This is a genomic window from Psychrobium sp. nBUS_13 (assembly GCF_051201665.1).
Taxonomy (GTDB): domain Bacteria; phylum Pseudomonadota; class Gammaproteobacteria; order Enterobacterales; family Psychrobiaceae; genus Psychrobium.
Genome location: NZ_CP179210.1, coordinates 3,028,461 through 3,041,751 on the forward strand (window position 1 = coordinate 3,028,461; position 13,291 = coordinate 3,041,751).

General features: G+C 39.4%; 10 protein-coding genes and 4 pseudogenes. 6 read left to right on the forward strand and 8 right to left on the reverse strand.

Annotation, left to right across the window (positions count from 1 at the left end):
* The first annotated feature begins 14 nt into the window (after window positions 1-14).
* A complete protein-coding gene (locus tag ACMAZF_RS13975) occupies window positions 15-2,063 on the forward strand; it encodes a S9 family peptidase (protein WP_435274400.1) in 2,049 nt (682 codons plus the stop codon).
* Between the two features lie 69 nt (window positions 2,064-2,132).
* Here ACMAZF_RS13975 and ACMAZF_RS13980 read toward each other — a convergent pair whose 3' ends face one another.
* From ACMAZF_RS13980 to ACMAZF_RS14000, 5 genes and pseudogenes are all read right to left on the reverse strand, one after another.
* On the reverse strand, window positions 2,133-2,339 hold the full coding sequence (locus ACMAZF_RS13980) for a DUF3622 domain-containing protein (RefSeq protein WP_435274401.1): 207 nt from the start codon (window positions 2,337-2,339) through the stop codon (window positions 2,133-2,135).
* A 145-nt stretch (window positions 2,340-2,484) separates the two neighbouring features.
* Window positions 2,485-4,260, reverse strand: a complete 1,776-nt coding sequence (locus ACMAZF_RS13985) for an EAL domain-containing protein (RefSeq protein WP_435274402.1) — start codon at window positions 4,258-4,260, stop codon at window positions 2,485-2,487.
* Window positions 4,261-4,396: 136 nt separating this feature from the next.
* Window positions 4,397-5,134: a peptidylprolyl isomerase gene (locus tag ACMAZF_RS13990; protein ID WP_435274403.1), complete on the reverse strand. Its 738-nt coding sequence runs from the start codon at window positions 5,132-5,134 to the stop codon at window positions 4,397-4,399.
* A gap of 196 nt (window positions 5,135-5,330) precedes the next feature.
* Window positions 5,331-6,214: pseudogene (locus tag ACMAZF_RS13995) on the reverse strand (IS1595 family transposase).
* 76 nt (window positions 6,215-6,290) lie between these two features.
* A complete protein-coding gene (locus ACMAZF_RS14000; RefSeq protein ID WP_435274404.1) occupies window positions 6,291-6,869 on the reverse strand; it encodes a YceI family protein in 579 nt (192 codons plus the stop codon).
* 188 nt (window positions 6,870-7,057) lie between these two features.
* Between ACMAZF_RS14000 and ACMAZF_RS14005 the strand changes: the two are divergent.
* Together ACMAZF_RS14005 and ACMAZF_RS14010 are read left to right on the forward strand one after the other, a co-directional pair.
* A pseudogene (locus tag ACMAZF_RS14005) lies at window positions 7,058-7,943 on the forward strand (IS982 family transposase).
* 166 nt (window positions 7,944-8,109) lie between these two features.
* Window positions 8,110-8,803, forward strand: a protein-coding gene (locus tag ACMAZF_RS14010; RefSeq protein WP_435274405.1) for an IS5 family transposase whose coding sequence is annotated in 2 segments (ribosomal slippage) — window positions 8,110-8,276 and window positions 8,275-8,803 — 696 coding nt in all. Because the reading frame shifts where the segments join, the coding sequence is not laid out codon by codon here.
* 133 nt (window positions 8,804-8,936) lie between these two features.
* On the opposite strand, the pseudogene ACMAZF_RS14015 reads toward ACMAZF_RS14010, so the two are convergent.
* The 3 genes and pseudogenes from ACMAZF_RS14015 to ACMAZF_RS14025 form a co-directional block, all read right to left on the reverse strand.
* Window positions 8,937-10,733: pseudogene (locus ACMAZF_RS14015) on the reverse strand (TonB-dependent receptor).
* 126 nt (window positions 10,734-10,859) lie between these two features.
* Complete coding sequence (locus tag ACMAZF_RS14020; RefSeq protein WP_435274406.1) at window positions 10,860-11,033, reverse strand: hypothetical protein; 174 nt, start codon at window positions 11,031-11,033, stop codon at window positions 10,860-10,862.
* A 25-nt stretch (window positions 11,034-11,058) separates the two neighbouring features.
* Window positions 11,059-11,361 carry a hypothetical protein gene (locus ACMAZF_RS14025; protein ID WP_435274407.1) on the reverse strand — a complete coding sequence of 101 codons (303 nt, stop codon included), beginning with the start codon at window positions 11,359-11,361 and terminating at the stop codon, window positions 11,059-11,061.
* 288 nt (window positions 11,362-11,649) lie between these two features.
* Between ACMAZF_RS14025 and ACMAZF_RS14030 the strand changes: the two are divergent.
* From ACMAZF_RS14030 to ACMAZF_RS14040, 3 genes and pseudogenes are all read left to right on the forward strand, one after another.
* Window positions 11,650-12,564 (forward strand): annotated as a pseudogene (locus tag ACMAZF_RS14030) (ABC transporter ATP-binding protein).
* Window positions 12,561-12,821, forward strand: coding sequence for a hypothetical protein (locus tag ACMAZF_RS14035; RefSeq protein WP_435274408.1), 261 nt, complete (start codon window positions 12,561-12,563; stop codon window positions 12,819-12,821). Before ACMAZF_RS14030 ends, ACMAZF_RS14035 begins: the two are co-directional and overlap by 4 nt.
* Window positions 12,822-12,837: 16 nt before the next feature.
* Window positions 12,838-13,266, forward strand: a complete 429-nt coding sequence (locus ACMAZF_RS14040; RefSeq protein ID WP_435274409.1) for a hypothetical protein — start codon at window positions 12,838-12,840, stop codon at window positions 13,264-13,266.
* Window positions 13,267-13,291: the final 25 nt, after the last annotated feature.

Below are 13,291 nucleotides of genomic sequence, written 5' to 3' on the forward strand. Positions count from 1 at the left end.
CTCAAAGGTTATTTGTGACTCAGCCCATCGCGCCTATCGCTAAGAAAATTCCGCATCAGTTAACCACCCACAATGAAACACGAATCGATAATTATTATTGGATGCGTGATGACAGTCGCTCCGATAAAGAAATATTGGCGCATTTAACCGCTGAGAATGATTATTGTGATGCGATGTTAGCACCGCAAAAGACACTGCAAGACAGCTTATTTGAAGAACTCAAGAGCCGAATTTGTAAAGATGATAATAGTGTTCCTGTCAAAGACGGTGATTATTGGTATCACAGTGAAGTTAGCGGCGATGAGGAATATTCTCGATATTACCGCGCTAGTGACAATAAAGGCACCAACAAACAATTATTGTTAGATGTTAATGTCCTTGCTGCTAGTCATGAGCATTTTGAGCTGGGCGATATGTCGATAAGCCCTGATGACAGCATACTCTCGTATGCGAGCGATTTAGATGGTAGACGCATATATACCATCAACTTTAAACAGATTGAATCAAGCACTCTCATCAACGATGTATTAGAGAATACAGAGGGTCAGATTGTTTGGGCTAATAATAACAAGACAGTATTTTACGTTAAAAAAGATCCGCAAACGCTGTTAGGCACACAAGTTTATCGCCATGTGTTAGGCACCAATCAAAGCGATGATGAATTAGTTTATGAAGAAGAAGATCATAGCTTTTATATGAGCTTGGATAAGAGTCGCGATGAGTCACTTATTTTTATCAATCTCGAATCGACAGAAACCAGCGACATTTGGTTTATTGACGCCAATACGCCAATGGATGAGTTCGCCCAATTAATCGATTGCATTGATGAGCACGAATACAGCGTTGATAAATTGGGAGATACCTTTTACATCGTATCTAACCACCAAGCGACTAACTTTAAGGTGATGACAGCCACCACAGAAACAATATTTGATGTTGAGCAGTGGGCAACTAAAATTGAGCATCGTGACGATGTACTGATTGAAGACATTGAGATATTTAACGATTATTTGATTATTGTTGAGCGTGAGTTAGGCCAAATTCGCTTCGTCATTCACCGCGGTGACACAAGCTACCCAATGACTTTTGACGATCCTTGTTATTACGCCTGCCTTGGTGATAACCCTGAACCAAGTTCGACAACGGCGCGTATTTATTACAGCTCGTTAACCACGCCTGGTTCATTATTTGAAACCGACTTGGCCACCACAGATCGCACTCTGTTAAAAGCGCAAAAAGTCTTAGGCGAATTTAATAGCGATGATTACGAATCGCAGCGCATCTTTGTCACTAGTCGTGATAATCAGCAAGTTCCAGTGTCCTTAGTTTATAAAAAGTCTCTATATCGCCAAGATGGCACCAACCCTGTGCTGCAATACGGTTACGGTGCGTATGGCATCACTATCGACCCTAACTTTAGTCCACACACGTTAAGCTTGTTAAATCGTGGCTTTGTGTATGCCATAGCTCACGTTCGTGGCAGTGAAATGCTGGGGCGTCGTTGGTATGAAGATGGTAAGAAAGCGCATAAACAAAACACCTTTAATGATTTTATTGATGTAAGTAAGCATTTACTAGCAGAAAAAATCGCTCATCCACAAAAGCTGTTTGCGAGTGGCGGTAGCGCCGGAGGGTTATTGATGGGAGCTATTATTAATCAAGCGCCTCAATTGTATCGCGGCGTGGGTGCACATGTACCCTTTGTTGATGTGGTCACCACCATGCTTGATGAAAGCATTCCGTTAACGACCAATGAATACGACGAGTGGGGTAATCCAAACGAATTAGCGGCTTATAATACTATCAAAGCGTATTCTCCGATTGATAATGTAACAGCGCAGCACTACCCTAACTTGCTCGTTACAACAGGGTTACACGATTCTCAGGTTCAGTATTTTGAGCCAATGAAATGGGTGGCAAAATTGCGAGAATGTAAGACAAACGACAATCTATTAGTCTTTAAAACGGACATGGAAAGTGGCCATGCTGGCGCATCAGGTCGTTTTAAAAGCTTAGAAGAAAAAGCCCTTGAAATGGCATTTTTTATAAATCTTTGCGATTAAACTTCTGCACAAGAAAACGCCTTAACGACATTAATCGTTAAGGCGTTTTACTATCTTCAGCAGATAGAATTAACGACGTTTATTACGGGCAGTAATAGTCGCTAAGAAACCTTTAAGCTCTTCGTCAGCCCAAGCTTGTGCTTTTGCTTCGCTTTCAAATCCTGTTTCAGATTTTGAAACTATCGTTTCTCTAGCCGTTTTACGACGCGTGATTTGTGCTGTCCATTGACCGTTTTCTTCAAGTAAACGGATATCAAATTTTTTGCTGTTGCTCATTTTTAAATCCTAGCTCATTTAACTATTCGTCACGACGTGACGAGAATTGGCGCTAGTTTACAGATTTATCGTCGTCGATGCTTGTAAATTTCTCAAAAGAGTGACAATTGACCGGAGTTCGAGATATGCCTTTCCCTGACTCAGGTTACTCACATAGTTTTGCTTTCTCGGTATATTCACATCGTGCCGTAGGTTTAGTACGGCGTGACAAAAAGATAGCTGAATGGGTAAATTTCTTTGCTTGTTTCTTTGCTTCACTGGCCATTTCAGCCACATCATGATGAGAGCTACAAATGCTCACGTCCGGTGCAACAACCCCTACAGCAAGACTTAACAACGGAAAAAAATGCTCTTCACCATTACGAGATTTTGCGTAAATACCAGACTGATTAAGATCTTGTTCGTTATAAAATTTACGTACTTCTCGATCAAACTCACTTAAGATCAACTGACAATGATGATGCCAATTTTCCCGTTCGAAAATAGCCACGAAATCATCGCCACCAATGTGTCCAACAAAATCGTTCGCTTGACAATAATTCTGCATTAGATTTGACACAAGAGCAATAATCGCATCGCCTTTTGAATAACCGTAAACGTCATTAAAAGGCTTAAAATTATTAAGATCGAAACAGGCAAAATAGAACTTGCGTTGCTCGCTAATCAAACGGTCAACATGGCGATAAATGGGTACGTTACCCGGTAATAATGTCAGAGGATTAGCATAACTTGCGTGCTTAATTTGCTGTTGTGTTAGTTGGCGTAATAAATCGCGAATAGACCCAATGCCCACATAATTATCTTGGTCGGTAATGATAAAATGCCATTGCAGTTGATCATCTTTTTCTGCCGTCACTGTCTTAGATAATTCATCAAGGCGTGTATTAGCCTCAACAATGACAGGATGCTCATTCATCACTTCTTTGATGCGTTTACGTTCATTTAGCGCACGCCCATAAGGCGTTGAATAGAGTTCCAAAATATCATTTCGTAACATCATCCCCACAGGTTTTTTGCCGTCTAATACCGGAATCGAGTTTACCGTCGCGTGTTTATGAAAGTAATTCACCACATCCTTAGTTCGGGTATTCATGTGAAAGGTTTGAGCTGGTTGGAGTAATGAGCTTGCTGTTTGTTCTAATTGAGGCAGATAAAGCGTTGAGCGCTGATGGTTGCAGATAATTGCTGGGACGTCCCGCACAGGATACGATTCGGGACGTGCGAACAAAAAACCCTGTCCAAAACAAATACCCAAATCTTGCAATTGCTCAAATTCTTGCTCTGTTTCTATCCCTTCAGCAATGACTCGCGCATTGATTTTTTGACCAAGCGACAAAATACTTTTTACAAATTCACGCTTAACGGGATCAAGGTGCAGTTGATTAATAAAGTAATAATCAATTTTTACAAAATCAGGTTTAACTTGTGACCATAACTTCAAACCTGCATAGCCAGCGCCTAAATCGTCAACCGCAATACGAAAACCTAGATCGCGATAATGCATCAGCGCTTTTTGCAAAACAGACGGACTATCGATAGGGTATTTTTCGCTAAGTTCAATCACCACCTGCTCAGGTAATAATCCACTTTCTTTGACATAGGCTAATGTTTTGCCATGTGGATGATCGGTTTGCAAAAATATCATCGGACTAACGTTTAAAAACAAGAAACCACTGAGTTCTAATTGTGCAAAACGAGCGATAGAAATTTTTCGACAAACCAATTCAAGTTGCGACAATAGACCGCACTCTAGCGCCGTATCAAACAACATTTTCGGACTCGCTAATGGACTGTCTGATGGCCCTCGAATTAATGCTTCATAGCCATATAATTCACACTTATCAGTCGCATAAATTGGTTGAAATACAGCAGTTAGAGATTCTTCTTTAATTATTTTTGCTAACTCAACGCCTAGATTCATAATGGTTTTGTATTAGTTATCATTAGCAAAAAGTGTATTAAATAATCATGACATTAATGTGACAGCATCAAATCAGTAGATATGCAGAAAGGTTTTGAATAATATCGACAATATCCCTGTTATCTCTGATTATTCCTTAAAAATAGCGACGACGCATTGTGAATAATATAGCGCCAAGAAGCGCAAAAAATCCAACACTACCACCACCTGAATCGCCACCAGTCGGCGCTGTAGTTTTAGCTTTTACTGGATTTAAACTCGCTGCGGTATCAACAGTGGCATCTTTAATATCAACATTAGAAATACTCACAAAGTTTTCAAAACCAGCAACGGTACTACATTGCGCAGTCGTAAAATTATCTAATGGTGTTACACCACAATGCGTTAACCCTTGGATTTTCTCTAACACATCAAAACCACTAACCACTTGACCAAATACCGTGAAACCACCATTTTGGAAATCAAGATTTTCCGAGTTGTCTGCCATATTAAAAAACCACTGATTAGTGGCAATATTAGCATCGCTGCCAAGTTTTGCCATTGCAATAGTACCTTTAACGTTCGAATAAACAGGCTCATTAACAACAGCGGCTTTGGTATCTGCTTTCACCAGTTTCGCGCCATCATAGGTAAAACCGCCGCCTTGAACGATAAACCCTTTTACGCTGCGATGAATTACTGTGGTGTTATAACTACCATCATTGATGTAACTTAGAAAGTTAGCGACAGTCTTAGGCGTTGCATTATCAAACAAGTTAACTTCGACATTACCTTGCGATGTTTGGATTTCGACGATAGTTGCGAAACTTGATGCGGTGAACATGCTTAGTGATGAAGCGACTAACAATGATCTCTTTAAAAATTTTAAAGCCATATTTCTCTACTTTATTTTACATGCCTATGCACTTGGCTCAGGACGATTTTACAGGTACATGAACTATCGCCAAATTTAATACCAATTGCATTAAGTAAGTGATCTTGTTGTGCGTAGAGAAAATCAGCTAAAACAAGGCGCTCGATTGACTAATAGCTGGCTATTAGGATTGAGAGCAACGCCATTTTAGTTAATTTTAACAAGTACAAGTGGGCAAATATTTAATGCAATTGGTATAACAGTCGGTTAGGGATTTTTTTTCAATAAATCGACGGTTGAACCGTTAACAGAACTCATCTAGATATTCTTGTAGGTATTTTCCCGATACGCCATGAAATGTACCCAACAAAAATGTTTTTAAATTGCCAATGGCGATATGTACCCATGGTAGCCATTCATCAACCAAATGGCTTGGTGTTACCCTCGCTTCATGGTCCTGTGCTTGGTCAATTATATTCAGAGCAGCTAATGCATCAGAACGAACTTTCTGACCTAGTTTTAAGTACTTCTTAACAAACTTATCAACGCTAAAATGGCAAATACTATCAACTACTTCCATGGCAATAAATCCTGCCTTTTTCTCTTTACTTTCACAGGCGATTAATACATTCTTTTTTCCTGCTGCACCACGACCTCGTTTCCCTTTTTGTCTACCTCCAACAAGTGCATCATCTAGCTCTATTGTTCCACTCAATTGATATAAACTATCTCTGTGACCCATAGCACTTCTAAGTTTTTTTAAATTAGTCTCGCTGTTCGCCAATTGACTTCTATTAATTTGCTTAGTCTCAGTGCGGATATACTTCCCTTATCAGAGCCAAGAAAATAGATAGCCCAAAACCACTGGATTAAGGTGATTTTACTCCCATGAAAAAGTGTCCCTGCCGTGACTGCTGTTTGCTTTTTACATTGCGTGCATTCGTATAAGTGGCGACTGGCAATTTTATAGTTATGAGCATTGCCGCAACGCGGGCAAATAAAGCCATTTTTCCATTTCATTTCTTGTAAATATTCTAAGCAATCATCTTCAGTACTAAACTGTTTTTACCAAGCTAAAAAGCTTGCTTCTGGCATGTTCATGATTATCTCTACCTATACAGTGTGTTTATATATACAGTATAGTTCAATCCTGAGTTTTCTGCATAGGCATGTTATTTTATTTGTTATTTAAGCGCAACGAAAACGTCACTGGCACTGTCGTTGAAATCGACGGCAATCCAGCAAGCTCGCGCAGTTTTTCAATTCCTTTGACTAAATTAAAATCACCAGCTTTCACAAATACTGGCTTATTACTCGATACCAACAAGTTACCGTCACTCAATAAAGTGACACTCACATCGGCATTAATGGCTTGCTTTTCACCATGTAGACTTAGCGAAGCAGGCACTTTCATCATCGCAGTCTGATTTACAACTAATTTAGCCAGTGCTTTGCTAGGCAGCCTTGCGCTTAATGTCGCCTGTGGGAATTTATTTGTCTCAAATAAATGCTCTCCCATACGTGAATCACGTATGGATATTGCAGTATCAACTGACGATAAGTCGATAACTAATGAAAACGCGCCATTGTCTGTTAGCGTGCCATTGATATGGTTAAAGTGATGCGCTTCCATCACGTCACTTTTCTTCACCGAAACAAAGCTTAATGTTGAATTGTCTTTGTCTAATGCCCAGTCAGCATGTGCGGTATGACTTAGTGTCATTAACAGCGCTGCAGCAACGGTTGATTTAATCATTATTTCTCTCCTAGGTGGGCGGTCATACTAGCTGACACATTGGTAACATTCAAGCAATTCGCTCAATTTTTACCTTTGATTACAATTACTTATCAACCTGAACTCGGGATAAAAATTGAACTAATAGCCCACCTAGTGATCAGATCTTTCGAACAAGAAACGATTTAAACACTATAAACGGTGAGCGTATGGATAAGTTAGTTGAAATATTTTGTAATGTCGATGATTTTTTGTGAAGTTTTTATTCCTCAATGTGAAAAGCAATTACTGTCTGATGGAACGAGAAAGCGGCAGCGTAAAGGTCGAATGGCCACAAGTGAAGTGATGACTATCGTTATTTTATTCCATATGTCGAATCACAGAGACTTTAAAAACTATTACATCGGGTTCATTCAGCGTTTTTACAAAAAACAATTCCCATACTTGCTTAGTTACACACGATTTTTAGAAGTCATGCCAACGACATTAGTGCCGTTGTGCAGTTATTTTTCTGCGATTAAGGGGCAGCCTACAGGCCTTGAATTTATTGACTCTACAAGCATTAAAGTTTGCCACAATTTAAGAATCCCACGCCACAAAACATTTGATGGAATTGCTAAACGAGGTAAAGGGACTATGGGCTGGTATTTTGGATTTAAGCTCCATTTGATAGTGAATCACCTAGGGGAGATTGTTGCAGCGAAAATAACGGCTGCGAACGTGCATGATACTCAACCCGTTGAAGGTATGGCATCAGACCTGCCAGATAAACTCTATGCTGATAAGGGCTACATAAGTAAAGCATTAGAAAGTAATTTGCTAGAACAAGGAGTCACTTTAGTAACAAATGTGCGAAAAAATATGAAAGCAAAGGTACTGTCTATTTGGGATAGGGCCATGCTATCTAGGCGATTTATTATTGAAACAATCAATGACCAATTGAAAAACATTTCACAAATTGAGCATTCCAGACATAGAAGCATGAATGGCTTAATGTTAAATCTCATTGCTGGGCTTGTGGCTTATTCTCTGAAAGAAAACAAACCACAACTAAATATCACTGACGTTGAGATGAATCAGATCGTCGTTTCTTAAGCCGATCTCAGGTTTATTAATGTACTAGGGCGTGTTGATCTTTTAAGCCTAGTTTTTGAACAGCATAGTAACTTGGTATAATAATTTCTCCAAAAACAAAAACACCAAAGAAACTATGCCGCGAACAATGCTATCAAATGAACAGTAAAAAAAGCTATCTAATCTTATGATTTTTACAGGTCGTGTTTATCAAAAATATGACCACAGAAAAGCGTTTGAGGGAATTCTTTATAAGATTCGAACAGGCTGCCCATGGAGTGATATACCTGATTACTTCGGTGATTGGAGCGCTATTTATCGGCGATTTAATCTCTGGTCTAAGAAAGGTATTTAGGGCATTGAAAAATGACCCCGAACTCGAATGGGTATTTATTGATGGCACCATTGTTAAAGCACACCAGCATTGCGCTGGTGCGGCCACCGACAACACTCAATCCATTGGTAAAAGTGTGGCTGGAAATACAACAAAAATTCACATGGCGGTTGATAGTTATGGATTGCCCATTGAATTTACCCTAACAGGTGGTGAGGTTGATGATAGTAAAGAAGCGATAAACCTTATCGATTTACTACCAAGTTGTGGGTACATTATTGCTGATAAAGGATATGACAGTGAAACGATTAGAGAACAAATTAGCGATAAATTATCATTACCCGTTATCCCGAGAAAACAAAATTCAAAGGTTGGGAATACTGATATAGACTGGTGTTTATACAAATACCGTCACTTAGTTGACAATGTTTTTGCTCGCCTAAAACAATATCGAGGTATTGCGACAAGATATGACAAGCTGCAAGTAAATTATGAAAGCACAGTCGCCTTAGGATGCAGTATGATTTGGTTATCCATGAGTGTATAAATTATGAACTCAAAAGGTCAACAGACCCTAACAATTGATAACATTTTTACTAAAAAAAAAAGGAAGTGCTAATTAACTTAGCACTTCCTTTCTGTCGAATTCATCACTATTTGCTAACAACGTTAGCTTTTAGTTAGAAGAATGTCGCTTTGTACTCAACCCCCCAGAATGCTGGTTCTTTAACCATGCCTGTTAGGTTATTGAAATCAACACCGCCTGTGATGCTGTCATCATTGGTAATGTTACGGCCAAAGATTGCAACTTCGTGACTGTTGTTATCTGTATCCCATGCATAACCAACACGAACGCCGCCTTCAAGCATGTTGTCATCGTTGAACTCAACTGACTCATACAAGAAGAAGTTAATTTTGCTGCGGTATGCCCAATCAGTGTATGCAAAAATTTCACCTTCACCGAACTCTTTAGCGTAGCGTAAAGTAAAGTTAGCAATCCACTCTGGTGCATTAGGAAGGCTGTTGCCGTCAATGATTGCTAAGCCATCGCTATTTAATGGATCCGCGATTGTACAAGAACGACAGAATTGTACAGCTAGGTCGCTATCGTTAATTTCTGTCTTGTTGTAGCTCACACCAGCGGTCATTAATAGATCTTCAGTAATGGCCACTTCAGAGTCTACTTCAAAACCGTAACCTTTAGTGTTGTCAGCATTTAGAAGACGCGTAGTATTTGAACCACCACCAACAGCCGTTAGTTGTTGATCATCCATGGTGTAGTAGAACGTAGAAACGTTAACACGAGCACGATCTTCCCAAACGCTTTATTTAACACCAAACTCAATAGAGTGCAGTGTTTCAGAATCAGCGGTAGTAATATCATCACCGAAAGATACACGACCTTGGATAGATGGCGCACGGAAACCTTTTGCAGCACGTGCATATAAGTTTACATCTTCCGAGTAGTTATAGAACGCACTTAAGTCCCAGCTAACTTGTGAATCGTTAACATTTAATTTAGTAAGCGCTAAGTTAGCACCACCAAAGGCTGTTTGTGTACGCTCAGCTTCGAAATCTTTGTCATCATCAGTATAACGAACACCCGCAGTCACTTTTAAGCGATCTGATACATCATAATCAGCCGATGCAAAAACGGCCCACGCAGTTGTTTCTTGATTTTGGCGAGCAAAAATATTCTGAGCACCACCACCTAATGTATCGAAACCTAGGTTGTTAATGGTTAAGTCTTCTTTAAAGAAAAATACACCGTATTGGTAATCTAGTTTACCTAGCTCGTTTGAAGCAACACGGAATTCTTGCGTAAACTGAGAGTGGTCTGGAATTACGCCAGCACTTTCAGATGGAAATGGAATTGGCGTTTCATCGGTACGCGGGCCACTTACAGGTAGGAATACAGCGCCGTAACCACCGTCGATATCGCCCTGTGAGAATACTTCTACAGATTCATAACCTGTAATAGAGGTAACAGTGTGATCACCAAGGTTATATTCTAGATTTAAGCTAGCGCCTTGGTTATCGACAAACTGCTTAGAGCGGCTAGCGGCATCGTGGTAAACAGTTTCGTAATCGAAATCATCAACGAGATCATTGGTGCCCGGCTTAATGATATTTGCACGGAAGTTAATCGGTGTACCATTCATGTCGCGCCAGTGGTAGTTGAACAACGCGTTCATGTTGTCGCCTTCGTAAAGGAACTGAACACGACCAGCGATTTCTTGGTAACCGCCAACAACATCGTTTTGTTCAAAGCCTGGTGCTTTATTATCAATAAAGTTATCGCGAGATTGACGTAATAAAGAAACACGAGTTGATAACTCATCAGTCAAACCGAAACCCGCAGCGCCTTGAAGATCCATAGAGCCCCAAGTACCGTAAGATGCAGACACATAAGCGTCAAACTCTTGTGAAGGCTTAACTGAATCAAATTTTACAAGACCAGCAGATTTCTCACACATCAACACACAATTAATGTGACAAAAACCACACTTAATTCACGAATTATTGCAAGCTAGACCTAAACTTCATATTTGAATGCTTTAGCAGTGTGAAACATCCTATTAACCTATACAAAGTGTCAACTTTTAATTAATTAGATATAAACGCATTAATAAGAGTGCTTTTTCATATTTTTGATAAACATGTGCGGGTTTAATCACGCGCTGAGATTGACGGTCATATTCAACATCGAATGAATGCCCTTGGCGCCTCATTAAATCTTGTAATAACACACGGTTCATCACGGTAATAGTAAACACATGTATAGGTTTTATCTGCTTATCATCATAGGGACTGTAATAAGGACGCCCTGGGTAAATCAGGTCTAATATGCTGCGGCTTATTATCAAGTTGATTCAACATAATCACTTTTTCATTCAAAGCTGTAGCAATAGCATAAACATGAAGTGGTTTTGCATCAATGAGTTTAATACTTTCAATGCGCTCTTTTTTATTCGAACTGAGCTTTTTAACGACAGATTCAATTGCTTTTACTCGTGAATAAACATCGCTAGGAGTTACTGCTGCTTGTGCTGATAATGCCGATAAAAAACCAACGATGGCAAAAAATACTGATACATACTTCACTATAAGCCTCTCTTCTACATCCATAAAAATACATCAAATTAACTTTCTTTTTCCAACTTAACGCTTTACGACGCGATAGCAAGTTTAAAAACGTGCGTAAGTTAGAAAAACTCAGGGTTTCTTAAAAAATTCGCTAACAAACAAGTGGCAAAAATAACGATTTAGTAACCTAAAAAACTAATAAAAAACCAAGAAACACCAGCAACACACTGATTTAAAGGGCTTTAGGTTAATGGCAAAGACATTGCTATTCCCAATAAAAAGAAACGAAAATAGTAAGGAATAACAATGTCATTGGAAATTAAAAACTTATCACTTAATTACAACGGTAAGAAGCAAGCACTCAACAACTTAACACTTTCTGCTAATACTGGCGTGTTAGGATTACTAGGTCCAAACGGGGCAGGAAAATCCTCATTAATGAGAATTTTGGCCACATTAAAAAAACCAACCTCAGGCAATATTCTCTGGCAAGGTCACGATATTATCGACAAACCCGCACCTCTTCGTGAAGAGTTAGGTTATTTACCACAGTAATTTGGGGTTTATGAACAATTAACTGCCAAAGAGTTTTTGCACTATTTAGCAGGTTTAAAAGGACTTAAACATAATGATGCAGAGCAACGCATTATAGATTTACTTTCTCAGTTTAATCTCGCCCATGTCGCAAATTCGCCTCTCGCGAGCTTTTCAGGTGGCATGCGCCAACGTATTGGCATTGCTCAAGCGTTACTTAATAATCCAAAATTACTCATTGTCGATGAACCTACTGTTGGTTTAGAACCACATGAACGTTTAGTCTTTAGACAGCTAATCGCAGACATCAGCAAAGACGCACTCGTCATTCTATCAACACATATAGTGTATGATATTGAAACTATCGCTGATTCGATTGCAATAATGGATCAAGGACAGCTCATCAGCCACGATTCACCGGAGAAATTGATTCAAAAAGTCGCCCCTTATTGTTTTGAAATAACACTGCCACGAGAACAAGCTAAAGCACTGCAACCTCAGCTTAATGTCAGTCACAGTTTGCGCCAAGGTGAAGACATGACGCTTCATTTTGTTAGCACACAACCTATCCCAGCAAAGGCAATATCGAGAAGCTCAACATTAGAAGACGCCTATTTACATTTCGTCAATGGAAATGAGCCTGCCACTGAGTCTGTAAATACAAATATTGCGCTGGAGGCGTTATGAGCAATGTTCTTATAGCGAGTATTAAAGCTGACTTTAAGCAACGAATTCGACAATCAAGCTTTATCATTACTTTATTAGTAATGGCCTTGCTTACTGTATTATTTTTCCCGGCGCCAAGTGCCGACTATCAAACGTTAGTTATTAATGGTTATCGCGGTATATACAATAGTGCGTGGATAGGTATTTTCCTTGCTAGTCTTAATATCACTTTGCTACCAATTATTTGTTTCTATCTCGTGATAAAACACCATAAATAACGATCGACGATTACTGGTGTCTGAATTAATTGCTGCGACGCCCGTTAGTAAAACTCATTACTTGTTTTCTAAATGGCTGGTAAGTGTCATTATTTTAACGGCTATAATGGCGGTGATGATAACGATTAGTGTGTTAATGCAGCTTTATTTTGGTGAGAGTTACGCCATAAATCTATGGCAAATTATTTGGCCACAAATGGTGTTTGTGTTACCGCTATTGTTAGCCATTGCGTCAATTGCATTGTTTTTCGAAACTGTGCCTTGGCTTCGCGGTAGACTTGGAAACGTCGCCTACTTCTTTATTTGGGTTACAACGCTGGTCAAACTTGTTGCATCAGGCAGCGGTATATCTGTGATCCACACAAAAATTCAACAAGATATTGCAACACTGCACCCAGAAACAGCACTAAATTCTAGTATTAGTATTGGTACCAGCCTTTCATAAAACGAAGTTTCAACCTTTGTTTGGC